Source organism: Novosphingobium malaysiense (genome assembly GCF_000802225.1).
Taxonomy (GTDB): domain Bacteria; phylum Pseudomonadota; class Alphaproteobacteria; order Sphingomonadales; family Sphingomonadaceae; genus Novosphingobium; species Novosphingobium malaysiense.
Genome location: NZ_JTDI01000005.1, coordinates 196,421 through 220,868, shown reverse-complemented (window position 1 = coordinate 220,868; position 24,448 = coordinate 196,421). Strand labels below are relative to the sequence as shown.

Genomic DNA, 24,448 nt, shown 5'->3' with positions numbered 1-24,448 from the left:
ATGCCGGGCGCGCCTGCGACGTTGGCGAAAGCCGGCCACGGCCCGATGCGGGCCAAGCGGCGCGTGCTCGCAGCCGCGCTGATGGGGACGGCGGTCGAGTTCTACGACTTCTTCATCTACGGCACCGCAGCCGCGCTGGTGTTCGGTCCGTTGTTCTTTCCCGCCTCCTCCCCCGCCGCGCAGACACTGCTGGCCTTCGCCAGTTTCGGCCTTGCGTTCCTTGCCCGGCCTGTCGGTGCCATCGCCTTCGGCCATTTCGGGGACCGGGTGGGCCGCAAGTCGACGCTGGTCGTCTCTCTGCTGATGATGGGTCTGTCGACATTCGCCATTGCCCTGCTGCCTACCTATGCGACGGCGGGCTGGATCGCGCCTGCCCTGCTGTGCCTGATGCGCTTCGGACAGGGCTTCGGACTGGGCGGCGAATGGGGCGGTGCGGCGCTGCTCACTGCCGAACATGCGCCTTCCGGGTGGGAGGGGCGCTTCGTTTCGATCATGCAGCTCGGCTCGCCGATAGGCTTCTTTGCCGCAAACGGCGTGTTTCTCCTGCTCGGCGTCCTGCTCGACGATGCCCAGTTCATGGCCTGGGGCTGGCGCATCCCATTCCTGGGCAGCGCTGTGCTCGTCATGCTTGGCCTGTGGATCCGCCTGAAGATCGAGGAGACGCCCCAATTCCAGGCCGCGCTCGACAAGGAAGAGGTGGTCCGCATTCCGCTGTTCGAGATCATTGGGCGCCATGGCCTGCAGGTCCTCGCCGGGGCGGCGGGCGTGGTCTCGACTTTCGCGGTGTTCTACCTCGCGACATCCTTCGCGCTGGCGCTGGCGGTCGACCAGATCGGCTTTGCGCGCGCGGACTTCCTGATGCTGCAGATGATCGCGAACTGCTTTTACGTCGTGGGGATCCTGCTCGCCGGCATCCTGGCGGATCGCATCGGATCGCGCTTGGTTCTTGCGGGCGGTGCCTGCGCGACGATCGCCGTCGGCACGGTGTTCGAGGCGGGCCTGCGATCGGGATCGTTGACGCTCGCCGGGGAGACCCTGTGTGCCGCGATGCTGGTGCTGGGCTTCAACAACGGACCGCTGGGCAGCTGGCTGGCGACGCTCTTTCCAGTGCGTTCGCGCTACACCGGCGTTTCGCTCGCCTTCAACCTCGGCGGCATTCTCGGCGGTGCGGCGGTGCCGTTCATCGCGCAGCTTCTCGTCGTGCAGGGCTCGTCGCAGACGACCGGTGTGCTGCTGCTGACGGCGGGCCTTGCCACTCTTGCCGGAACTCTATTCGGCCGCAGCCGCGCGGCCGTCGACATGCAACAAGGACAGACAGCGTGAGCGAATTCGAAGACTGGATCGGCCGCAACCAGACCGTGACCGACGTTCTGGAGCCCGCGCGCAGCAATGCGCTCGACGTGGCGCTCGGCGGCGAAGGCGCGCTCAAGCCAGGCGATCCGATACCGCTGCTGCATCACTGGCTCTACTTCTGGGACGTGAAGCCCCCCGCCGGCCTCGGCACCGATGGCCATCCGGCCAAGGGCGGCTTCCTGCCTCCCGTTCCCCTGCCCCGCCGCATGTGGGCAGGCGGCAGGCTCAGCTTCCACAAGCCGCTCATCCTCGGCGCGCAGGTCACGAAGACCTCGACGATCACCACCATCAAGGAAAAGACCGGCAAGAGCGGTACGCTGGTTTTCGTGACCGTGCGCCACGAACTCGACGGCGGCGATGGCCTTGCCGTGAGCGAGGAGCAGGATCTGGTCTATCGCGAACCCGCGGCCAGAACCCTGCCCGCCCCGGTGCCTGCCCCCGCACCCGCCGTGCCGTGGGTGGAAAGCGTGAATCCCGATACGGTCCTGCTGTTCCGCTATTCCGCGCTGACCATGAACGGCCACCGCATCCACTATGACCGCCCCTACGCGATGGGCGAGGAAGCCTATCCGGCCCTTGTCGTCCACGGCCCCCTGCAGGCCACACTGCTGATGCGGCTTGCCACGGCGAACCTGTCCGCGCCCGTCACCGGCTTCGATTTCCGTGGCCAACAACCTGCTTTCGACGGCGCCATGCTGCATGTCTGCGGCGCCCCCAACGCCGATGGCGCCGAGATCTGGACGCAGCAGGGTGAGGCAAAGAACATGGTCGCCGCCGTCCGTACGGGCGCGGCCTGATGGCATCCGTCCCGCGCAGCCTGCTGTTCACGCCCGGTTCGCGGCCCGACCGCTTCGCCAAGGCCGGTGCCACGGCAGCCGAAAGCCTCATCCTCGATCTGGAGGACGCCGTCGCCGAGGCAGACAAGGATGCCGCGCGCGCCAATGTCGCCGCATTCCTGTCTGCCCGGCAGGGCGTGGCGCAGGACGTGACGGTCCGGATCAATCCGCTGTCGCGCGCTTGTGGTCTGCTCGATCTGGCGATGCTCGCCACGGCACCGGCAGCGCCCGACTACATCCTGCTGCCCAAGGCGGAAACGCCCGCGCAGATCGCGCTAATGGCACAGGTGCTCGACGATGCCGGCTCCCCCGCAAGGATCGGAGCGCTGGTGGAATCCGCGCGCGGCGTTGCCGCAGCCGCCGCACTGGCACAGGTGCATCAGCGCCTCGCCTTCCTCATGTTTGGGGCTGCGGACTATGCGGCCGACCTGGGCCAGCAGGTGGAAACCTTCCAGCCCGATCACGCACGCGCCGCCATCGTCAACGCCGCAGCCTGCGGCGGCGTGGTGGCCATCGATTCCCCGTTCTTTGCCATTGACCGTCCCGCAGGTCTCGAAGCGGACTGCGCTGCGGGCAAAGCGGTCGGCTTCCACGGCAAAGCCGCGATCCACCCGTCGCAGATTGATCCGATCAATAGCGGCTATTCGCCCAGTGAGGCGGAGCGCACGCGGGCGCGACGCATCCTCGAAGCCGCCCCCGACGGCGTGGGCGTGCTGGACGGCAAGATGGTGGACATCGCGATGGTGCGCTGGGCCCGCAGTGTACCCTGAGGCCGCAAGAGGGCATCGATCTGCGTACCCAGGCTATTGAGTTTTGGAGAGAAAGATGAACGTAAACTACGAGCTCTTCATCGACGGCACCTGGCGCGCTGCGTCCGGAGGCGAGACGATGCCGGCCATAAACCCGTTCAACCAGGAGATTCACGGGCAGGTCGCGGTTGCCACGGAAACGGACGTCGAGGATGCGATAACCGCAGCGCGGCGCGCGTTCAACAGCGTGTGGCGCAAGACCACGCCGGGCGAACGCGCAAGGCTGCTCAACAAGGCCGCCGATCTCATCGACGCCGATGCCGATCGCCTCGCGCTGCTGGAGACCACCGACAACGGCAAGGTGATCCGCGAGACCCACAACCAGATGGGCTATGCCGCGCGCATCTTCCGGTACTTTGCCGCCTGGGCGGACAAGCTCCACGGCGACGTGGTGCCGCTCGACCAGAAGGACACGCTCGAACTGACCATGCGCGTTCCCTATGGTGTGGTGGCCTGCGTGACGGCGTGGAACTCACCCGTCGCGATCCTCACGAACACGCTTCCCGCCGCGCTGGCTGCCGGAAACTGCGTGATCCTGAAGCCCAGCGAGCACGCTTCCACGACTACGCTGGAGATTGCCCGGATCTGCGAAGCGGCGGGCTTTCCGGCGGGCGTCGTGCAGGTCGTGACCGGGGCCGGCGACGTCGGCCGCTGGCTGACCTCCAGCCCCCGGATCGACAAGGTAAGCTTCACCGGCAGTCCGGGCGTCGGAAAGCTGATCGCGCAGGCGGCGGGTGCCAACCTCAAGCCGGTGACGATGGAACTCGGCGGCAAGTCGCCCAACATCGTCTTTGACGATGCCGATTTCGACCGCGCGCTGATCGGGGCGCTGGCAGGGATATTCGGCGCGACCGGGCAGACCTGCATCGCCGGCTCGCGCCTGCTGGTGCAGCGCGGCATCTATGACCGCATGGTCGAAGGCCTTGCCGCTCGGGCAAAACATATCCGCATGGGCGACCCGCGCCTCAAGGAAACCGAAATGGGCACGGCGGCCAACGAACCCCAGTTCAACAAGATACTTTCGTTCATCAAGGAGGCCAAGGGCGACGGCGCGCGGCTCGTGGCTGGCGGAGGACCTGCGGATGGACCTGGGCTGGAAAAGGGTTTCTTCGTCGAGCCGACCATCTTTGCGGACGTGCGCAACGACATGAAGGTCGCCTCCGAGGAGGTGTTCGGTCCGGTCCTCTCGATTATTCCCTTCGAGGAGGAGGAGGAAGCCATCCAGATCGCCAACGATACCGCCTATGGCCTGGCGAGCGGCGTATGGTCGGAAAACATCAGCCGCTGCATGCGGATGATGCGGGCGATCGACAGCGGTGTGGTCTGGGTGAACACCTACCGCGTCGCGGCGCCTCAGGCCCCGTTCGGCGGCATGAAGGATTCGGGCTTCGGCCGTGTCCGCGGGGAAGCTGGCATCCTCGAATTCACACAGACCAAGACCGCGTTCATCGACTTTTCAGGCGATCGTCGCGATCCATTCTCGATGAAATTCTAGTCCGATTCATTAGTTCGCCGCACTGTTCACGAGAATGTGCGCGTCAGACACCCAGCATTCCTGATGCTGGCAGGAATTGCCGCAGTACAGTCTGCCCGAGTGACCTCGTATCTGCTGTGCCCTTGCTACGCCGTCTGGTTAATGCACGCCCAAATCGGCATGTGTCGTTTTGGCAAGAGCACGATCCACGATCACACCCTGAAGCTCGGAGAACCTAGCGTCGCAGATATGTCAGGATCTGTGTCAGGATTTTTGCTGTGACGGGAGCCGACCGGAGTATCGGTTAGCAGCCCCCCTGCCCCGCCATCCTTTTGACAGCGCCTACCCTTGTCCGAATCCAAACCGCACCACTTTTCTGGTGGCAGGCCAAACACATACGGGAATTATCCCACATTTTATAAAATCAATGAAATGTGGGATAAGGGACTATGTCATTTCACGTCCGTCCCTGCGTTCCCGAGGCGGGCTCACGACCAAGATCCACGCGGTCGTCGATGCGCAAGGTCTCCCGATCCGACTGAGCCTAACGGCCGGACAAAGTCATGACGGTGAGGCCGCTGACGATCTGCTTGATTATGTTGGTGCCGGAACAATCGTGCTGGCGGACAAAGCATATGATGCAGACCGTATCCGCACACCCCTCCGCGAAAAAGGGGCGTTTGCCAACGTTCCACCCAAGGTCAACCGGCGGTCGAAACCCTACGTCAGCACATGGCTCTACCGCAAGCGCAACCTGATCGAGCGATTCTTCTCCAAGCTGAAACACTTCCGGCGCGTTGCCACCCGCTATGACAAACTGGCGGAGAACTTCCTCGCCATGGTTCAACTCGCCTCAATGCGGCTGTTGCTGCGCTCTTATGATTCTACGGCCTAGGCGGATGCCCTGACCGGCGGCCCCTCATATTCTCACCATTTGGATTCAAGGCATCCAGAAACTTCGGTTCAAGCTGTGCGGCTATGCGCCGTTAGGCTAGCAAAGTCTTATCAGGACGTCGGGCGCATTGTCAGGCTAAGGAAGATTTCGCTGCCACGGTCGGGAATGCAGGCTGCTTCCGGCTGATCGGTCGGTGACGCGGAAAGGCCCGGCGACGAGATCGCCAGCACGTTGTCGCCGGCCGTATCGAACAGCGTGCAGTTGCGGTCGTGTACTTGTTGGTCAGGTTGTTGCCGATCGCCGACAGTTCCCGTGCACCGCTGTCCGCCTTGAAATTCACGATCGCATGAGCTTGGCGAAGGCGCGCTGCAGCGAGTCGGAGCGGGTGCCGAGCGTGGTCTGGTGGCTCGACGAGTACTGCAGACTCGAGCCGAAGCTCAAGGTATGCGAAGCGCCTACGGGCAGCTCGTAGTCGAAGCCGCCGTTGATCATCCAGTCGGAGGCGCGTGCCTGAAAGGTCGCGAGCCATGGCGAGTTGGCCCGCGGGAACCGGAACGAACCTGTCGGTCGCGGTATCCACAACAAGTTTGCAGCCGTCGCTGATCGTCTGGCCGTTGTCGCAAGTAGCGCCCCTGAAGTCCTGGAAGCGGGCAAGGTTCCAGTTGATTGCAAGGCGCAGATTGTGCCCCTTGATCGACGGCGGACAATAGCTAACGTCGAATTCCACGCCATAGACCTTCGCCGATGCTGCGTTGACCGTCTTGATCAGCGTATTGCCGGTATCGGGGGCAATCGTGTTGGCGCCCACCTGCAGGCCTTCGAACTTGTAGTAATAGAAGGCCGTTTTCTTGTTCAATGCGCGGGCCCTGATGCCGATTTCGCCACAGGGCACCTTCTCGTCTCCGAGCGAGTTGTCCTTTCCGGGCGCGGGCGGTGACGTCATGATGAACGACCCCGACGCAATGCGCCGAAGAGCGTGAAGTCGTCGGTCGGGGTCCAGGTCGCTGCCAGCCGCTTCTCCGATTAGGTGCACGTTTGTGCACCTAATCGGTTGCTAAACTCCCGTCGTGTCAGTTGCCACCTGCAAAATTGCCGTCAGCAGCGGTTAGCCGGGTTGGCCGAGGTCCTGCAGGGTTTGCGTCAGCAAGGCGGCCGAACGCTTCATCTCCTTTGCATCGAGCAGCGAGCTCATGTTGCGATGGTAGATCCAGAAGCCCGTCGTCATCGCCAGGATGTTGAGGGCGCGGGCTCCCGCATCTTCGCCATCCAGCCAATCGGCCATGGGCGCGACGATCTGGTCCTTGACGACCTGCTCCGCGATCTGCCGCGCTTCGCCATCGCCAAGAGCCAGTGCGATCATCGCCGGAGCGAACATATGTGCGTCCGGGTCGACGATGGAGGCGACGATGGTCTCGCCCAGCGTGGCGCGATCCTGCTGGAACTGACGGATCGGGATGATCGCCGCAACCAGTGCTTCCTCGAACAGCTTTGCCTTTGTTCCAAAGTACTTGATAACCAGCGACGGTGCGACGCCTGCCTTCGCGGCGATATTGCGCAGACCGGCCTGCGCATAGCCCCGCGAGGAAAATACCTCCTGCGCGACCCGCAGGATGCGGGCTTTCGTATCGGTGGAACTGCGAGGGCCTGAACTGGGGGCTGACGACATGGCCTGACCGCTAGCATGTGATTGACAGCCAAGGAACCCAAAGGGTAGTGAACCAATGTTCACCATCGATGGAGCGATCGCGGGGGATTCGTGAATGACCGCAAAGGGATGTGCCTGAGACAGTATCACCTCTGCCGGAACTGCGCGGAGAGCTTCACGGGGCGGAAGAGTGCGGGCACAACGAGTACCTGTCCGCATCATGGCAACGGCGGCCGTTTAAGCTGCGGATGCGCAAGAAAAAAAACAGGCAAACAGCCTTCGATAAAGTAGAGAGAGCAGCAGGCATGTCGGGAGATCTGGAAGGGAACATGGCGCTCGTCACCGGCGCTAGCCGCGGGCTTGGCGTTCATATGGCACGCCGACTTGCGCAGGCGGGCGCTCAGGTGGCGACGAACGCCTACATCGTAGAGGATCCGGTGGCCTCGATGCAGGTGACGGACTTCACCGCGCTCGACCGGTTCGGCCAGCCCGAGGAAATCGCCGACGTCGTCTATTTCCTGGCTTCGCCCCTGGAGCGCTGGGGGACGGCGCAGCACATCGAGGCCAGTGGCGGCTTCAAGCTCTGAGCAGGCCGGAGCGCCCCAAATGACCAAGGAGACCAAGGTGATGGCGCGGATCGGAATAGCGGCGTTTGCCGCATTCCTGGCCCTTGTGGGGGCGACACTGGCCGTGGGCGGCGGTATGCTCGCCGCCGAGGGCGGTAGTCTCTACTACTTGCCCGCGGGGCTTGCAGTGCTTGTCTCGGCTTACGGTCTGCTGCGCCGCGCGCGCTACCCCGCCGCCGTCTATGGTGCGATGCTGGCGGGAACGCTGGTGTGGAGCCTCTGGGAAGCCGGGCTCGATCCCTGGGCGCTGATGCCGAGGCTGGGCGGTCCCGCGCTCGTGGGGCTCCTGTTCCTGCTGCCGGCGGTCCGCCGCGCGACGGGTGCGCCGGCCTGGTGGACCGGGCTTCCGGCAGTTCTCGCGCTGGCGTTGCTGGGCGGAACCATCATCCGCTTGCAGACTGCCGAGAGCGGCTTGCCGGGGGCTGCTTCCGTCCCTGCACTCGCCGGCGCGGATGGAACCTGGCAGCATTGGGGCAAGGACGCCGGCGGGCTCAAATATGCCGCCACGGACCAGATCAACACCGGCAATGTCGGCAAGCTGAAGCTGGCCTGGCGGTATGACTCCGATGTCCCGCCAGGGCCGCTGGTGAGCCTCGAAGCCGCCCCCATCGCCATGGACGGGCGTCTCTACATGTGCCTCGAGAGCGGCACCATGGCCGCGCTCGATCAGGACACGGGCAAGGAGGTCTGGCGATACCGGGCCTTGCCGAAGGACTCGCCGTTCCAGGGCTGGAAGTGCCGGGGCGCGGCCTATTACGCATCGGCGAAGGCGGGCGAATGCGCGAGGCGGCTGTTTATCACGACCGCAGCCGGACAACTCGCCGCGATCGATGCCGATACTGGGGGCCCCTGCAGCGGCTTCGCCAGGAATGGCATTGCCAATCTGCGCGTAGGCATGGGCAAGAAGCATATCGAAGATGCGCTTCCAACCTCCCCTCCGACCGTGGTGAACGGGGTCGTCGTGGTCGGGCAAAGCATTTCGGACTTCGGTTCGGTCGACTCTCCCTCCGGCGTCATCCGGGGGTACGACGCAGAGACCGGCGCCTTGCGCTGGGCCTGGGACGCGGGGCGGCCGGGGCAGGCGCTGCTGAAGCCCGGCGAGACTTATACGCGCGACACGCCCAATGCCTGGGGCGTGTTCAGCGGGGATGAAAAGCTGGGTCTCGTCTATGTCGGGACGGGCAACAGCCCGCCCGATTACTTCTCCGGCTTCCGCTCCGAGGTGGCGGATGATTTTACCGACAACATCGTCGCCATCGATGTCGCGACCGGGCAGATGCGCTGGCGCTTCAAGACGGTGAACCACGATCTGTGGGATTACGACATCGCCGCGCAGCCGGTTGCCGTGGATCTACCCGACAAGGTTCCGGCACTGATCGTGCCGACCAAGCGCGGACAGATCTTCGTGCTCGACCGGCGCACCGGCAAGCCGATCGATCCGGTTGTGCAGAAGCCGGTCCCGCAGGGCGGCGTGGAAGGCGAATGGACGGCCGCGACTCAGCCTTACACCACCGGCTTCCCTTCGGTGAGCGGTCCACGTCTGCAGGAAGAGGACATGTGGGGCATCACCCCTCTCGACCAAATGGCCTGCCGCATCCAGTACCGCCGGGCAAACTACAAGGGCGACTTCACCCCGATCACGATGAAGCCGACGATCACGTATCCGGCGGTCGGCGGCGGCATCAACTGGGGCAGCGTCTCGATCGATCCGCAGCGCGGTCTGATGGTGGTCAACGCCCTGCGCCTTGCCAACCTCAACCGGCTCGAACGGCGCAAGCCGGGCGAAGTGGCCAAGGGCGGCTTCGAAGGCGGGGTCATCACCTTCCCGCAGGAAGGGACGCCCTATGCCTTCAAGTCGTTCCCGTTCCTCTCGCCCATCTTCGTGCCATGCCAGCAGCCGCCCTTCGGCACGATCTCGGTGTTCGACCTCGCCACGCGCAAGCTGGTCTGGGAAAAGCCGCTGGGTACCGCTGCGGGATCGGGACCGCTGGGTCTTGCCAGCCATGTGCCGCTGCTGATGGGCGCGCCGAATTTTGGCGGATCGGTCAGCACCGGCGGTGGCCTGACCTTCATTGCGGCAGCCCAGGACCGGACGCTGCGGGCGTTCGACATCGCCAACGGCAAGGAGCTGTGGAGCGCCACGCTGCCGGCAGTCGGGGCGGCCAATCCGATCAGCTACGTCTCGCCGAAGACTGGCCGGCAGTACGTGGTGATCGCGGCGGGCGGGCACTTCTCGATTCCGGGGCCGCACGCCAGCGCGATCATGGCCTATGCCTTGCCGCAAAAATAAGCCCGGCATCTGAGGGAGAGACCTGGATGGCCCGCATCGTCCGCTTCCATGAGTTCGGTGTTCCCAAGGTTCTGCCAGTCGACGATGTCTCTGTTGGCGAGCCTGGGACCGGGTAAGTGCGTTTGCGCGTGGGCGCCTTCGGCCTCAACTGGGCGGAGATGCTTTACCGCAGCGGTCAGTTCGGCCCAGTCATCCACCAGGACATCCATAGAGCCCCAGATCAGGAGACAATCGTCCCGCTGCAACCTTGCCATTCAACTGTCGATTGCGCATCTACGCTCTCTGCACCACATGCAGCCCTCGATCATATGTTGAGTCAGGAAAGCAGTTCATATGGCGAGACAGCGCAGGATCGGACTTGCCAGTTCAGATACGCGCCGCATGCTGCTGGACGCGGCTGAAAAGATCATGATCGAGGATGGCTATGCGGCTGTCACGTCGCGGCGCGTCGGAACCAGGGCCGATCTGAAGCCGCAACTCGTCCATTACTACTTTCCGGCAATGGAAGACCTGTTCATCGCTCTGCACCGCCGCCGTCATGACAGGATGATCGTTCTGGCAACAGACATGTTGCGGTCCGATGATCCACTGGCCGTGCTTTGGGAGCAATGCTGCGACCGTTCTCACGTGAAGCTGACGATCGAGTTCATGGCACTGGCCAACCATCGCAGCGCGATCCGCGCCGAAATGACGAAAGAAGCAGAAATCTTCCGCGACATTCAGCACAGTGCATTGTCCCGCCACTTCGCGATGAAGGGCATAGAACCGCCAATCCCGGTCAGTGCGCTGATCATCCTTCTGGCAAGCGTCGGTACGCAGCTGGCCATGCAGGGAGAAACGGGCCTGTCTTTCGGCCACGAAGAAACTCGAGCGCTGATGGAGCGCCTGATCGACGATATCAGTGCAGGCAGGCCTGTCTGGCATCATCTGTCAGGTTAGGCAGCCACCGCTTCAGTCGTCGATGAACCGGCTGGCAAAGCCTTCCATGCGGGCCGCAATCTGCGCCTTGCGGCCGGCGCTGTCGATCCGGACAACCCGGCTGTCCAATTCGCGCTCCAGATCGGAAAACTTGACCAGTCGGCTGCTGATCGTCGGCGTTTCGGCAATCTTGCCGCGTTCGAAGGCCTGCCACCTGTGGCCAAAGATGGTCCGCCTTCTCCCGCCGGTATCGAGCCAGTTGTGCACACCGGGGTCCTGATGCGCGACGACATAGGTGAAACGCCCGTCCGCGTCGGCGGCCATCTGATCCGCATTCAGCGAGCCTGTCCGCGACCAGTAGTTAACGGTCTGAAAGAACATGTCGCATAGCGACGTGTTGCGGAACGTCGCACCGGCCGACGTGGTCGTGACGATCAGGGCCTCATCCGGCGCGAGCACGACATTGCTCTTGCTGCCCCACTGCGTCGCCATGCCGCCAAACGCAGCGGACGAAGCCGGTGCCCGCAACTCATTCGGCGCCTGGCCCGAGCCGGACTGGGTGCAGTAGTAAACGTAGTACATGCTCTCCATGATCTGCCTTGCGGCCTCCCGGGCGAGCGCGTCATCGCCCAGAGGATCGCGCTGTGGGCCATCGAGCTTTTCCACGCGCAATGCCCATGGCGTCTGCGCCAGCCAGTCTCCCTGTGCATCGCGGACCAGCAAATGCATGTCACCGGGCGTTGTCTGCAGATGGTTATGGAAGACCCTCTCCGGCCGTTCGTCGATAGTGATGATGAGCCGGCCATCGCTTTCCGTTTTCAGGTCGAGGCTGTCGAGCAGGCCCACGGTCTGGAGGGAAGGCATGTTCTTCATCAGCGTGAAGGTGACGCTTGGCGGCCGTTCGCATGTGGGCGTGGCGGTCACCAGATAGCGCCCGCCATGCTCGATCGGGATCAGGCGATAACAAAAGTCGGGACTGTCCCCGCCCCACCGCGACCCAGGCATGTCATGGCCGAACCAGCGGTGCGCCGGCTGCATCTTGCGCAGCACCCGCGGATAGTGCCCGTCGCTGTTTACTGCCCGCAAGACGAAATTGAACACCACTTCGTCGATGGCTTCCTCGAACCGATCCATCTGCTCGGCCGCCGGCCAGGCCATGACATTACGCCAGAGCACGCCGGAAACCTTGCGTGCGCGCTCCACCGCCGGGTGCGTGCGCAGGCGAAGCGCGACTTGCTCCAGATCGCGCTGGTCGGCATTGGCGACCGGATTGCGGCTGGAAAGAAAATAGGCGCTGTGCGCCAGTTCGCTGGCAGTCATGCGGCAACCTTCAGGCCGAAGCGCTCGCTGTACCCGTCAAACAGCTCTTCGATCCACGCCTTGTCGAGGCCGAACGCCTCGTAGGAATAAGGATAACGGCCATACCGGTCGACGCGATTGGCGGGGTCCTCCAGCCATGCCCGCATGTTGGCTTCGAATGCGGGCGTAAACTCGATACCGGCACGATCGCTGATGCGGCGGATCGCCGCGACCGGATCGGCGGACAGCTCCCGAAAGGGCAGATGGATGACGCGCGGATCATCGATCATGCGGCTCGCCATCAGCTTGTCGATCCCCGCCTTCATCTGTTCGGCGCGCTCGCGGGCCTGCGAAGCCCAGTCGATCGCGCCACCGTTGATAGCATCGAACGAACCGGCCCTCGCCGTGACATTGGAGGCGTAGATGTCCGCTATCGGTCGATGAGCCCAAACGCAAATCGCATCCGGGTAGACTTCGAACAGCGCTTCCAGGTTGCCTTGCGCGCTGCCGCTCTTGCACACCCAGCGCGAGTGGCCGGTATTCCACTGGAGGTGCTGGAGAACCTTGCGATGGAACTGAAAGCCCTCTGCGGCATCGTCTCCGAGCAGCACCATGACATCGAGCGTCGGGACGCGATAGAGCATGGACGGATAGGCATTGCGAAAATCCATCGTGAACAGCTCTTCGTCCTCGATCGTCTGGTACGCCCCGCCATCGGCGTATGGATGGATCTGGAGCGAGCCCGGACACATGTCGAGCCACTGGTCGAACTGCCGTTCGACGTAAGCGATGCGGCCCGGCGCGACCGGCCCGGCACCCGGCGGCGGAGAGATCCAGCGGGAATGCCAGGCGCGCGGTGTAAGGATTTCCGGATGCTGCGCGAAGAGGCATTGCAGCAAGGTCGTACCGGAACGCGCGAAGCCGATGACGAATATGGGACGGTCGATGCCCTCCTGCGGTATCTGCGGAAAGCGGAGCCGGTCCAGTTCCAGGCTCAACCGGTTCGCCAGCAAGTGCTGAATCTGCAGGCGCATGGCGGCTGTCTGGTCAGGCGTGTAGGGGCCCCGCGCGTTGATCCAGCTGATCATGTAGGCAACGCGCCCGCACAGGCCTGCATCAGCGAGTCCGAAGCCCCCGCTTTCGCGTTCCGCCAGAGTCATGATGGTTTCGGCGCACAGTTCATTTTGGCTCAAGTTGGGCTCCCCTCTCGTTCAAAGCACTCCCGATCACTCGCGCAACCAACAACACCTTTCAATCACAAATTTTGGCATTTGCAAAATATATGTCATTCAAACCCTCAGAGAGGAGGAGATGGCACCGACTTATTTTCCCACTATTCCTGTATCTTAGAAGGTTCTTCTCCTTTGAAGTCAAGTTTACTTACCGGCGTATGTTCGACAGATATTGTGCATTTGCCAAACTTGCGTACAACACAGCACAGGCCGCGTTGACTGGAGCATGGGGCCGCGCAAGCCCCCAAAATTTCCAGGAACGGAGCCACGAAGAAGAGAGATGGCAGCCAAAGCCGGACATAGCTCAGGCCGGTCAAACCGGACCGTCCGGGGCGGCTTCGCCTGCCCATCGCCAAAAAAGAACGCGCAGCAAGTAATGCATGCGCACAATTGGGGAGGATTTGATGCGCGTGAAGCGACTTGCGGGAGCATTGCTTGCCACAGCTTCAGGAGTTGCCACCTTTGGGATGGCCCCTGCAGCATTTGCCCAGGACACCGCCGACCCAGACAAGGATGCCATCATCGTGACGGCACGAAGAACAGCCGAACGGTTGCAGGACGTGCCCATTTCCATGACCGTGTTCGACCAGCAGCAGCTCGCCGAGCGCAACGTCGTGTCGGCCAATGACCTTGCGACATATACGCCTTCACTGACGTCCAATTCGCGCTTCGGCGCCGAGAACGCCTCCTTTGCAATCCGCGGTTTCGTGCAGGAGGCGCAGACTTCGCCATCAGTAGCCGTGTATTTCGCGGATGTCGTCGCCGCACGTGGCCAGCCCGCGCTCGGCGGCGGCAACAATGCGCTTTCCGGATCCTTTTTCGATCTGCAGAATGTCCAGGTTCTCAAGGGGCCCCAAGGGACACTGTTTGGCCGCAACACGACCGGCGGAGCGGTGCTGCTCGTCCCCACGAAGCCAACCGACCTGCTCGAGGGCTATGTCGAAGGATCGATCGGCAACTTTGGCATGCGCCGCGTTCAGGCCGTGCTGAACGCCCCGCTCTCCGACACGTTCAAGGTCCGCCTCAGCGTGGACCGCATGAAGCGCGACGGCTATTTGCGCAACCGCTCCGGCATCGGGCCTTCGACCTTTAATGACACCGACTACACCTCGGTGCGCGCCAGCATCGTCGCGGATCTGACGCCCGATCTGGAGAACTATCTCATCGCGGATTACATCCGTTCGAACACCAACGGCACTGTGCCGAAGGTGGTGCTCGCCAACACGCAGACGGTGGGTGGTGTGCCTTGCCTGCCCGGAGCGACAGCTTCCGGTGCGGCATTGCTCCTGTCGTCACTGGTTTGCAGCCAACAGCTGGCTCGAGCATCGGCAAACGGTTACGGCTACTACGATGTTGAGAACAGCAACCCCGACGCGCAGTTGAAGCAGGAACAGTGGCAGGTCATCAACACCACCACGTTCCTCGCCAGCGACACGATCACATTGAAGAACATCGTCAGCTACACCGAGATGAGGCAGCGTCAAAGCGGGTCAATCTTCGGCGAGAACATCCAGTTTCCCGTAGCAGGCGGGCTGCCGTTCGGCTTCGTGAACGTCTACCATGACAACAACCGCGACACGCTTTCGCAGTACACCTTCACCGAGGAATTCCAGCTGCAGGGTCGCAGCAGCGACGGCAAGCTCGATTTTCAGGCCGGCGCCTACTACGAGAACAGTGGGCCGCTCTCCTGGCAGGGAACGCTGACATCCATTCTCGCGAGCTGCATCAATGTACAGGCGCTACAGTGCACCGACATTCTGGGAACTCCGGCAAGCCCGGCAGGTTTCGTCCAGAACACGCTCACGCGGTACAAATTCGATAATATCGGGTTTTACGGACAAGCCACCTACAAGCTGACGGACACCCTCTCTCTGACAGGCGGCATCCGCTATACCATCGACAAGGTCGATGCCCAGGGTTCGGTGCGGATCGCCATCTTTCCCGCCCCAAACACGCCCTTCTTCATCTGCACATCGACCGGGCTGCCTGCGGCAAATCCGTCGGATTGTGTTGTCGAATTGAAGCAGAAGTCCGAGAAGCCCACTTGGCTGATCGATCTCGATTACAAACCCAGCCCTGACACGCTTCTCTACGCAAAGTACGCAAGAGGTTACCGCCAGGGCAGCGCAAACCCCTCCAACACCATCCCCATCACCTGGGGCCCCGAGAAAGTCGACACTTACGAAATCGGCGCCAAGCTGACGCTTCGCGGCGCGGTCAATGGCTACTTCAACGTCGCGGCGTTCTACAATGACTTCACCAGCCAGCAGCTTCAGGCGAACCTGATCCCGGACGGCACCAACCCGGCAGCATCACCGTCGGCAGCTATAGTCAATGCCGGCACCTCAAGGATCAAGGGCGTTGAAGTTGAGGCCATGATCCGTCCGTTTGCGGGATTTCGCCTCTCGGGAGGGTATACATACCTGGACACCAAACTGTCCTCCTACAGCCCCCCGGTATTTCCCGGCTTCCTGCCTCCACTGCCCACGTCCCAGATAGGCGGCGACCTTGCGCTTTCGCCGCACCACAAGCTTTCGGCCACCGCTGAATATACGCTACCGCTACCCGAGAACGTTGGCGAGATCACCTTTGGCGGGACCTATATCTATACCTCGTCGCAGATTGCATCCGCAGACTCGCCGATCGGCCTTCTGCCCTCGACAAATCTGGTCAACCTGAATGCCAGCTGGAACGGAATCGCCGGGATGCCGGTCGATCTTGCGGTGTTTGCCACCAATGTGACCAAGGAGAAATATCCGGTCTACGTCGGCGGCTCATATGTGTCCGCTGGGTACGATAGCATGCTGCTTGGACCGCCAAGGATGTACGGACTTCGCCTGCGCTACCGCTTCGGGAGCTGACGGCAAGGTGTATCCGGCTGACTTCCTCCCAGCCGGATACACCCTTTTTCCTTGTCGGTGAATTCTCCGGGAACGGAGGTGCCGACTGACGACGGGAGACTTGGTGTGGACGTCGAAAAGGCAATCTGTCCCATGGACAACGGGCGTGATGACCGGAAGAGCGGCGCACTGGCCGCCGCAAACATCAAACCGCGCAACGGTGCCCGAACGATCGGCCGGTATACGGCTGGGCGAGATATCCTGCGCTCGACGAAAGTCAGGCAGGCGGGTGCCATCGACGCTGACGAACGGTCCACAGCCGACCCCGACAAAACGTCATTTTTCTTTCTCGACGGTGAAGAACACCGCAAGCGCCGCGGATCGGTCGCTGGCCTTTTCGCCCCCAAAGCCATCGTGACGCGCCATCAAGCGGTTATGGAGCGGACCATGGAAGCCATTCTGGCCGACTTGCAGCGAACAGGGCGTGGCGTCCTGGACGAGATGAGCTGGCGTATGGCAGTGGATGTCGCTGCGGAGATCATCGGCCTAACCGAAAGCGACAGCAACGTAGATCTCGCCCATCGCGTCCGTGCAGTGCTGGACAATTCATTCGATCGCAAGACGGGATTGCTAAACAGTCTGATCTTCAACGCCAAGATGGCTGTGCGCGTCAGCAAGCTGTGGAAGCAGGACATTCTTCCCGCCGTCAAGGCCCGCCGGACCAAGCCCAAGGATGATGTCATCACCTACATGGTGCAGCATCGCTACTCGAAGAATCGCATGATCATGGAATGCCTTGCCTATGGAGGCGCGGGCATGATGACGACGCGAGAGTTCATTTGCATGTGCGCCTGGCACCTCTTCGAAAAGCCCGATCTTCTGCGCAAGTTCCTTGAGGATGGCGAAGCCATGCAGTTCGCCATCCTTGAAGAGATCTTGCGGCTCGAACCGGTAGTCTCGATATTGCACCGGCGGGTGGCAGAGCCCTGCCAGGACACGGACGGCGCCGAATACGAAGCGGGCGACCTGGTCGCGATCAACATTCGGGAAGGAAACCGCGACGAGGCTGTAACCGGGGTCTGTCCGCATGCCATCGATGCGGACAGGGCGAAACGGAACAAGGCGATGGGCTCGTACCTGAGCTTCGGCGATGGCCCCCATCGCTGCCCCGGCGCACAGGTGGCACTACATGAAACGCGCATCTTTCTCGATCGCCTGTTCCGGAAGCCGGGCATTCGCATGGAACGCGAGCCGCAAATGACCTGGAACAGTTATCTTCAGGGCTACGAACTGCGCGGGGCCATCGTCGTTTGCGAGCGCAGAAACCAACATCATAGCGCCTGAAGGACAAAGGCGGTGCGAAGGGGATCGGCGGGCATGACGCCCTGAAGCCCAGTGGAGCCTACAGAGAAGATTTTCCCAATTTCAGCAGGACCCGATCACCGAAATCCCGGGCAAGATCGCACCATTCTCCGCGCGTGCTGGCCGAAATGCTTACGCCTGCGGCTGACGCCCCTTTTTCCCGATAGGATGAAATGACGTCGAGCGCTTCCTGCGCGCGGTAGCCGGCCTTGATCGTGAACACGCTGGAGAGAATGATCTGCGGCGGCGTTGCGCGGCCGACCTTGGCACAGTGATCGTGAAGGTAGGCCAGCGCCTTGTCGATATCCTCTTCGGCCGCGAGCGACACGGTACGGGCTGTATCCGTTACCGACGCCGGAGCAAAAAAGGGGTGCCAGGCATCCCCCTGTTCGACTGCGCGGCGGATCGCGCGGCGCGAGTTTCCTCCCACCAGCAGCGGCGGGTGCGGATCCTGGAACGGCCGTGGCAGAACCCGGTTGCCGGGAGCCGAATAGCCCGTCCCCTCGAACGCGAAGTCTTCACCTGTCCAGGCCAGCTTCATGGCCCTTATGTACTCGTCCATAAGGTCGTTGCGTGTATCGAAATCGATGCCAAGCGCCTTGTATTCGGCCTTCAGGTATCCGGCTCCCATGCCCAGAACCACACGTCCCTTTGAAAAGACGTCCAGCGTGGACACCGCGCGCGCCGTGATGAACGGATTTCGGTAGGGCAGGACCAGGATGTTGGTCTGCAGCTTGAGCGTGGTGGTCGCCGACGCGATCAGAGACAGCATCACGAAGGGGTCCTGCGCATAGTGCCCGCCGTTATCCAGCCAGCGGGATCCGGGAACGGGGTGATCCGTCACACACCCGGCGGAAAACCCTGCAGCCTCGGCGGTCCGGCAAATTTCTCCGACAGCCTCGATCGTCATGAATTCAGCCGGGCTGTGAATATGATCGAATGGAAGACTGACACTTATCGGGTACGGCATGACTTTTCCCGGCACGAGTTATGGTGGCGCTTCGCGCGGTTTGTGTTGTCCCTCACTGTTCAGCGAGCTTGTGTTGACCGCGTGCAGCCTGGGCAGTCTGATCACGCGGAACGATGGCGTGGGTGAGCACGGTCTCGGCACGGTTATCGATGCCGTTGATCATCCTGGCGCGCTCGACGTTGCCGGGCGTGCTGACGATCCAGACCGGGCCATTGGCGATGTTGTCCAGCCCTTCCCGGGCAACGGTTTCCGGCGGTTCGGCCAGGTCGACCGGCATCCCCAGCCGGGCCATCGCCGGTGTCGCGGTAAAGCCGATGTTGAGGTGCAGGACATCCACACCCAGCGGCTTCATCTCTCCCCACAAGGCTTCTGAGAAAATGCGGCTGAAGGCCTTGGCACCGGTATAGGCGGCCAGCGTCGGCGAACCGAGGTAGCTGCTGAGCGAGCCCCCAAGGATGATACCACCGTGTCCGCGCTTGGCCATCCGTGCGCCGTAGTGCCGCGTGAAGTTTGCCTGTCCCAGCACCGTGATCGCCAGAACCGAATGCGTCACCGCCTCGGGCAGTTCGACGAACAGGCCGCGCGTGTTGTTGGCGCCCGCATTGTAGATCATCAGCCCAATCTCGACGTCATCAGTGGCCTTGCGCACCTGATCGAGAACATCGCTTTCCGACAGATCGGCGGAGACGATCCGGACTTCCGTGCCCTTGGCGCGCAGTTCATCCGCCAGTTCCCGCAGCGGCTCGGGTTTACGCGCGACCAGTACCAGCTTGAAACCATCGGCGGCCAGCATCCGCGCGAACGCCGCACCCACGCCTTCGGAACCACCGATAACGAGGGCCCAGGGGCCATATTTCTGCAAATCCATCCTTCGGTCTCCCATTCATGCGCCTGCATCCGGCGCTTTTTCAATTCGCCCGTTCGAGACCCGCTGCGAACCGGCCGAAATCTTCCTTGGCATTCGTCCGGGGCATCGGCGTTTCGGGCTCGGCCACGCCCAGGAAGCGGCATAGCGGCCCCCAGCCTTCGGCGACGTCATAAACCAGCAGGCGCTCCTTCGGGATCACACTGCGAACCATCTCATTGTGGCGGTTGAACACGTCTATCAGCCGTTCACGATCATTCATCCGCTCGTCGAAGAGCCGGTCCACCACCTTGCGCACCATGCGCTGCCAGGGATCATCCGGGTCGTCGAAAGTCCGCGCGAAGATCGTCGCCTGCGTCGAGGCGAACCATGCCTCGGGATCGCGCACTGTCAGAATGACCCGGGCCTTCGGATAGGCCCGCGCCAGTTCGCGCCAGAACGTCGCTCCGGGCCAGTCAGCAGTCGAGTGATAACCCGCGAAGACTTGCGCCCAGTCCACGGGCAAACCGTCTGCGGCCGCCTCCCACAACGCGGCCGCTCCGGGAAGACGAAGCGCTTCCACCATGTGGTAGCATGGCCCGAACCCTAGGTGTTCGAGCGCAAGCTTGAGGGAGTGCGTACCGGTCCGTCCGAACCCCGCGCCGATCACCGAAAGAGCCATCCCGGATCTCCTTGTTTCTTCCGGCGATCAGGTCTGCGCCGCCTCCGGCACGTCTTCGGAGTCCAGTTCGATCCCCATCGCCTCCATTTCGCGCTCGGCCCAGAACAGGCGGCCAGTGTACTCCCACGGGTCCTCGCAGGCGGAGAAATAGATGATCATGCGGGCGGGCACGGCCATCGGCACGGCGACGCTGGGATCGAGGCCCTTCTCCCGGACACGGATAGCTACCAGTTCGGTCGCGACCAGTCCGGGGTGCAGCCCAATGATGGCGATGTTCTTGGCGTAAAACTCGGCCGCCATGCAGTTACCGAACCGGTCCAGCGCGCGCTTGCTTGAATAGTAGCCGGGAACCGCAAGACTGAACTGCCCGACAGCTCCCAGCTTCGGCGGCTCCTCCGCCTGCCGGAATACTTCGCCGCTGCCGGTGGAGAGGCTGATGATCCGTCCCCCGCCGCGCTTTTCCATGATCGGCACGCAAAGCTGGGTGAGCGTGAAGGGAGCATGGACGTTGACTGCGAACTGGTAGAGCCATTCCTCGCGCGTCAACGCCATGAACGGCTTGCCCCAGATATCACCAGTCGTCGCGGCCGCGTTGTTCACCAGAATGTCGACGCCGCCGAAACGGTCGACAGCCTCCGCGACCAGCCGCTTCAGGTCGGCTTCCTCGGCAAGATCGGTGGCGACGGCAATGGCTTGGCCGCCGAGCATCTCGATCTCCTGCAGCGTCTCGCCGATGGTGCCGGGCAGACTCGCGTCCGCCTCTACAGTACGCGCCGCAAGCACCACTTTGGCGCCCCGCCGGGCGAACCCGATCGCCGCCTGCTTGCCCACACCCCTGCTGGCACCGGTAATGATGACGACTCGGCCTGTCAGATCCTGCTCGCGATGCCGCTCCATAAATTTTCCTCTTCCATTATTGGAATATATATATCAATAATGGAAAATTGCGCTATTAGTCCTGCGGAGTCAACAAGGCTTTCGCTGGCGCAAGGAGTATGCGTGCGTGCCTGATCCATCGAATCCCACCACCCGCGTGATCGACGTGCTCAATTTTCTGGCCGCCCATCCCATGGAATCGTTCTCGCTCGCGGACATCGCGCGCCCGCTCGGTCTCTCCAATGGTTCGGCGCACCGGATATTGACCACGCTGGCCCAGGCGAAATTTCTTTACCGCAACGAAAGCCAGCGCACCTACTCGCTGGGGATTGCGATGGTCGCGATTGGAGAAGCCGCCGTGCAGCAGCATCGGGGCGTGGATGTGGCGCGGCGCGAACTGACCCGGCTTGCCGTCGAACTGAATATGCAATGCAGCGCGAGCGCCGTTGTCGAGAACGAGATCCTGGTTCTGGTCAGGGAAGGCGTGGTTCAAACGCATCGCGGCCTTACCCGCGTCGGAGAACGGCGGCCGCTGCTGCCGCCCCTGGGCCTCTGTTACATCGCCTGGTCGAGCGAAGCGGCAATCGAAGCCTATATCGCGAAAGCAGAGCCATACATGGCACAGGATGCGCTCGAACGCCTGCGCGAAGCGTTACCTCTGATCCGTCAGCGCGGGTATGCTATCGCTGCCAGCGGGCAGGCCCCGGTGCGCTCACCCGCGAACCGCAGAGACGAGGCCTACTGGTCTTCGGTCTACGAAACGATCGCCAATCTGACCCCGAACGAGGTCCAGTTCATCGATAACGGGGAACATCACCCCAATGGCATCGCGTATATCGGCGCACCTGTCTTTTCGCCCGAAGGCGAGGTTGTGCTGCAACTTGTCGTAAGCGGCATTCCCCGCGATCTCAGCGCCCCCCGAATCCGCCATTGCGCAGATCGCCTGCGCGCAACTGCGGCAATAGTCACTAACGAGATCTACGGGCATATACCCGGGATGTAAGCTTCCACACCATTGTCCGGTGGAAGCGCCAGATCATCAGACCGGAAGACGCATGAACATCTGCCGCACCCACGCAGCAGATGCTCAAACAGACAGGGGCAGGTTTCAAACCTCATGCCGAGACAGGCTCGGCCCACCCTGTCGTGCCCATTTCCTCTGTCATTGTAGTCGTGTTGGCGCCGCCGTCGATCGGCAGAAGCGCGCCGGTCACATAACGCGCCTGATCCGACGCCAGATAGACCGCACCCCAGGCAATGTCATCCGGCTCCCCAACGAATGGGAGGGGGATATGGCTCGTTACGGCAGAAGCCATTTCGTCATTCGCAAGAATGGCCGCGACACCGCCACCATTGTTGATCAACCCCAGAACGATGGCATTCACTCTGATACCCGAGCGGGCGTATTCACCGGCCATTGACAATGTAACGCCGTTCATCGCGGCCTTGGACGCCGCATAGGCATCCATTTCTCCGCCGCCCCCTGCTCCCGCGCCCGAGGATATGTTGATGATCGAACAGTCCGTCCGACCGTTCGCCAGCATTGCGCGCAGAGCATAACGGCAACACCAGAAGAAACCGTACATGTCGCTCTTCCACATGATGTCCAGCGTCTCGTTCGACAACAGGTGCATCCGCTTGTCGGCATGGGGATGAGCGGTGCCGATCATGTGCGTCGCAGCAGCGTTGTTCACCAGCGTACTGAGCGGTCCGAACTCGCGCTCGGCAACTTCGATCATGTTCCGGCAATCTTCCTCGATGGCGAGGTCAGCCCGAACGAACATCGCCTTGCCGCCAGCATCGCGAATTTCGCGTTCCACGGCGCGGCCCAGATCCTCCGAGCGACCGGTGAAGACGACCGACGCTCCCTCTTCGGCGAAACGATGCGCTATGCCGCGACCGACGCCCTTCGTGCCGCCTGTAATGACGGCCACCTTGCCCTTCAATCTCATACCTCTCTCCCGAACCTAGTTTAAATCAAAATTGACTTTCCAAGCCCGCTGCCGCTGCCATTCGTCAGATACGGATCGAACCGGTCAGAGATCCGAGACCGCAATGACAAGTTCCTCGGCAAATCGCTGAAAGCGCGATGCCATGCCCGCTTCATCCAGTGGAATTTCCCCGCTTGAGGCAAGATTGAATTCCGTCACGCCCGCGTCGCGATAGCGCCTGAGGTCATCGAGGTGCGCATTCGAATAGATGATCTTGACGATGCGCAGATTTGCGGGATCGCGCCCTTCGGCACAGGTCAATTCATGAAGCTCGCTGATGGCTTTCTGCGCATCCCCGACCGGCAGGTTATAGGGCAGCCAGCCATCGCCAAGGCGCGCAACGCGGCGGATAGCCGCCTTGCTTTCACCACCGATCAGCACAGGTATGCCTCCTCCGGACCGGACAGGCTTGGGAAAGCTGCAGGCGTCGCGAAAATGAAAGTACTGCCCCTCGAAAGTCGAGTATTCGTCCAGCCACAACCGCCGCATCGCTTCGATCGCTTCATTGGTCCGTGCGCCGCGCTGCGCAAAATCGATACCAAGCGCGTCGAATTCTTCCTTTGCCCAACCGACGCCGACGCCCAGGATTACGCGTCCGCCCGAAAATGAATCTAGCGTTGCCAGCGCCTTGGCGAGGAACACCGGATTGCGCTGCGGCAGGACGAGGATGTTCGAACCGACCTCTATGGTCCGCGTCGCCGCCGCCGCCCAGGACATCCCAACGACAGGATCGATGAGCGGATTTCGCGGGTCGGACATCGCGTATGTATCATCGTCCCACTGCAGCGGCGCGTCGTCCGGCTGTTCGGGAAGTTGCTGTCCGCTTCCCTCGGCGTAGGGGTATTGCGATTGGCCGTACTGGGCGAACTGCACGACATGTTCGGGCATCCAGAAGTGCGCGAAACCGGCCTGTTCCGCCAGCCGGGCGGACGCCGCGATGAACGCTCCACTGGCATAGGGCCCTATGCCTCCGCAGGTTATTCCGATCTTCATGGCATCACCAGACCGGCCGGTCCTTGGGCCAGCCCTGCATTTCCCACGCCTCCGGGCTCGCCCAAACATATTCAAGGTAGTGGCCAAGGCTGTCACGGGCATCCAGGTAAATGAACAACAACCCCGGCACAGATCCTTCGAATGCCAACGGAAAGCCCAGCTTGGCAATCTCCGCACGCATTTCTGCCTCGTTCTCGCGGCGGACCGCCATATGATGGAAGCGAGGCGTCGGATCGCCCGGATCGTCCGGCAGGAACGGCAGGTAGGTGTCATTCCAGCCGCTGACCGGCTGAATGAGCTCCAGATTGAGCCCCCCTGCCCAGCCCACTGCCGCGCGCAGGCTCGATTGCTTTTCCCCTGCGTCCGTTTTCAACACCATGTCCGGCTCGAATACGATCCATTCGATCTTGCCGTATCGCGCATCAATCATCGCCATCGCCCGATCGAGGTCGTGCGTGACGTAAGCGTTCTGATAATGGCCTTCTAGAAACATTGCGGCTCTCCCTCCGCTAC

The 24,448-nt window shown here is 62.3% G+C and carries 21 protein-coding genes and 1 pseudogene; 11 read left to right on the top strand and 11 right to left on the bottom strand.

What is annotated here, in order from left to right; all coding sequences use genetic code 11:
• The 5 genes and pseudogenes from LK12_RS16740 to LK12_RS16720 form a co-directional block, all read left to right on the top strand.
• Positions 1-1,323 (top strand): MFS transporter, encoded by a 1,323-nt coding sequence (locus LK12_RS16740; protein WP_052223518.1) that lies wholly within the window; start codon positions 1-3, stop codon positions 1,321-1,323.
• Entirely contained in the window at positions 1,320-2,150 is an 831-nt protein-coding gene (locus tag LK12_RS16735) for an FAS1-like dehydratase domain-containing protein (RefSeq protein WP_156135527.1), read from the top strand. Before LK12_RS16740 ends, LK12_RS16735 begins: the two co-directional genes overlap by 4 nt.
• Positions 2,150-2,959 carry an HpcH/HpaI aldolase/citrate lyase family protein gene (locus LK12_RS16730; protein WP_039286449.1) on the top strand — a complete coding sequence of 270 codons (810 nt, stop codon included), beginning with the start codon at positions 2,150-2,152 and terminating at the stop codon, positions 2,957-2,959. Before LK12_RS16735 ends, LK12_RS16730 begins: the two co-directional genes overlap by 1 nt.
• A 55-nt stretch (positions 2,960-3,014) precedes the next feature.
• The gene (locus tag LK12_RS16725; protein ID WP_039286447.1) at positions 3,015-4,493 is read left to right on the top strand and encodes an aldehyde dehydrogenase; all 1,479 of its coding nucleotides are present in this window, start codon (positions 3,015-3,017) and stop codon (positions 4,491-4,493) included.
• 451 nt (positions 4,494-4,944) lie between these two features.
• Positions 4,945-5,367 (top strand): annotated as a pseudogene (locus LK12_RS16720) (IS5 family transposase); the annotation flags it as partial.
• Between the two features lie 130 nt (positions 5,368-5,497).
• Here LK12_RS16720 and LK12_RS16715 read toward each other — a convergent pair.
• Together LK12_RS16715 and LK12_RS16710 are read right to left on the bottom strand one after the other, a co-directional pair.
• A complete protein-coding gene (locus LK12_RS16715) occupies positions 5,498-6,223 on the bottom strand; it encodes a hypothetical protein (RefSeq protein WP_156135526.1) in 726 nt (241 codons plus the stop codon).
• 249 nt (positions 6,224-6,472) lie between these two features.
• The gene (locus tag LK12_RS16710; protein ID WP_039286441.1) at positions 6,473-7,033 is read right to left on the bottom strand and encodes a TetR/AcrR family transcriptional regulator; all 561 of its coding nucleotides are present in this window, start codon (positions 7,031-7,033) and stop codon (positions 6,473-6,475) included.
• 284 nt (positions 7,034-7,317) lie between these two features.
• Between LK12_RS16710 and LK12_RS25200 the strand changes: the two genes are divergently transcribed.
• From LK12_RS25200 to LK12_RS16690, 3 genes are all read left to right on the top strand, one after another.
• Positions 7,318-7,599, top strand: coding sequence for an SDR family NAD(P)-dependent oxidoreductase (locus tag LK12_RS25200; protein ID WP_039286439.1), 282 nt, complete (start codon positions 7,318-7,320; stop codon positions 7,597-7,599).
• A 19-nt stretch (positions 7,600-7,618) separates the two neighbouring features.
• Positions 7,619-9,928 (top strand): outer membrane protein assembly factor BamB family protein, encoded by a 2,310-nt coding sequence (locus LK12_RS16700; RefSeq protein WP_052223517.1) that lies wholly within the window; start codon positions 7,619-7,621, stop codon positions 9,926-9,928.
• Between the two features lie 333 nt (positions 9,929-10,261).
• Positions 10,262-10,867 (top strand): TetR/AcrR family transcriptional regulator, encoded by a 606-nt coding sequence (locus LK12_RS16690; RefSeq protein ID WP_039286435.1) that lies wholly within the window; start codon positions 10,262-10,264, stop codon positions 10,865-10,867.
• A 12-nt stretch (positions 10,868-10,879) separates the two neighbouring features.
• On the opposite strand, the gene LK12_RS16685 is transcribed toward LK12_RS16690, so the two are convergent.
• Complete coding sequence (locus LK12_RS16685; RefSeq protein ID WP_039286434.1) at positions 10,880-12,166, bottom strand: hypothetical protein; 1,287 nt, start codon at positions 12,164-12,166, stop codon at positions 10,880-10,882.
• Positions 12,163-13,338 carry a sulfotransferase family protein gene (locus LK12_RS16680; RefSeq protein ID WP_052223516.1) on the bottom strand — a complete coding sequence of 392 codons (1,176 nt, stop codon included), beginning with the start codon at positions 13,336-13,338 and terminating at the stop codon, positions 12,163-12,165. The genes LK12_RS16685 and LK12_RS16680 overlap by 4 nt, the downstream gene beginning before the upstream one ends.
• 506 nt (positions 13,339-13,844) lie before the next feature.
• Between LK12_RS16680 and LK12_RS16675 the strand changes: the two genes are divergently transcribed.
• Both LK12_RS16675 and LK12_RS16670 read left to right on the top strand, forming a co-directional pair.
• Positions 13,845-16,238 (top strand): TonB-dependent receptor, encoded by a 2,394-nt coding sequence (locus LK12_RS16675; protein WP_052223515.1) that lies wholly within the window; start codon positions 13,845-13,847, stop codon positions 16,236-16,238.
• A 105-nt stretch (positions 16,239-16,343) separates the two neighbouring features.
• A complete protein-coding gene (locus LK12_RS16670; protein WP_231568392.1) occupies positions 16,344-17,561 on the top strand; it encodes a cytochrome P450 in 1,218 nt (405 codons plus the stop codon).
• Between the two features lie 58 nt (positions 17,562-17,619).
• Here LK12_RS16670 and LK12_RS16665 read toward each other — a convergent pair whose 3' ends face one another.
• The 4 genes from LK12_RS16665 to LK12_RS16650 are packed head-to-tail and all read right to left on the bottom strand — an operon-like array spanning position 17,620 to position 20,972.
• Positions 17,620-18,549 carry a TIGR03619 family F420-dependent LLM class oxidoreductase gene (locus LK12_RS16665; protein ID WP_039286430.1) on the bottom strand — a complete coding sequence of 310 codons (930 nt, stop codon included), beginning with the start codon at positions 18,547-18,549 and terminating at the stop codon, positions 17,620-17,622.
• A gap of 52 nt (positions 18,550-18,601) precedes the next feature.
• Entirely contained in the window at positions 18,602-19,417 is an 816-nt protein-coding gene (locus LK12_RS16660; RefSeq protein WP_082010580.1) for an SDR family NAD(P)-dependent oxidoreductase, read from the bottom strand.
• A 40-nt stretch (positions 19,418-19,457) separates the two neighbouring features.
• Positions 19,458-20,075 (bottom strand): sulfotransferase family protein, encoded by a 618-nt coding sequence (locus LK12_RS16655; RefSeq protein WP_039286428.1) that lies wholly within the window; start codon positions 20,073-20,075, stop codon positions 19,458-19,460.
• A 27-nt stretch (positions 20,076-20,102) separates the two neighbouring features.
• Positions 20,103-20,972 carry an SDR family NAD(P)-dependent oxidoreductase gene (locus tag LK12_RS16650; protein ID WP_039286426.1) on the bottom strand — a complete coding sequence of 290 codons (870 nt, stop codon included), beginning with the start codon at positions 20,970-20,972 and terminating at the stop codon, positions 20,103-20,105.
• Between the two features lie 136 nt (positions 20,973-21,108).
• Here LK12_RS16650 and LK12_RS23915 point away from each other — a divergent pair, with 136 nt between their 5' ends.
• Positions 21,109-21,954, top strand: coding sequence for an IclR family transcriptional regulator (locus LK12_RS23915; RefSeq protein ID WP_156135523.1), 846 nt, complete (start codon positions 21,109-21,111; stop codon positions 21,952-21,954).
• Between the two features lie 112 nt (positions 21,955-22,066).
• On the opposite strand, the gene LK12_RS16640 is transcribed toward LK12_RS23915, so the two are convergent.
• From LK12_RS16640 to LK12_RS23910, 3 genes are all read right to left on the bottom strand, one after another.
• Positions 22,067-22,903 (bottom strand): SDR family NAD(P)-dependent oxidoreductase, encoded by an 837-nt coding sequence (locus LK12_RS16640; protein WP_052223512.1) that lies wholly within the window; start codon positions 22,901-22,903, stop codon positions 22,067-22,069.
• Positions 22,904-22,987: 84 nt separating this feature from the next.
• Positions 22,988-23,935, bottom strand: coding sequence for an LLM class F420-dependent oxidoreductase (locus LK12_RS16635; protein ID WP_052223511.1), 948 nt, complete (start codon positions 23,933-23,935; stop codon positions 22,988-22,990).
• 4 nt (positions 23,936-23,939) lie between these two features.
• Positions 23,940-24,428: a VOC family protein gene (locus LK12_RS23910; RefSeq protein WP_052223510.1), complete on the bottom strand. Its 489-nt coding sequence runs from the start codon at positions 24,426-24,428 to the stop codon at positions 23,940-23,942.
• Positions 24,429-24,448 lie beyond the last annotated feature (20 nt).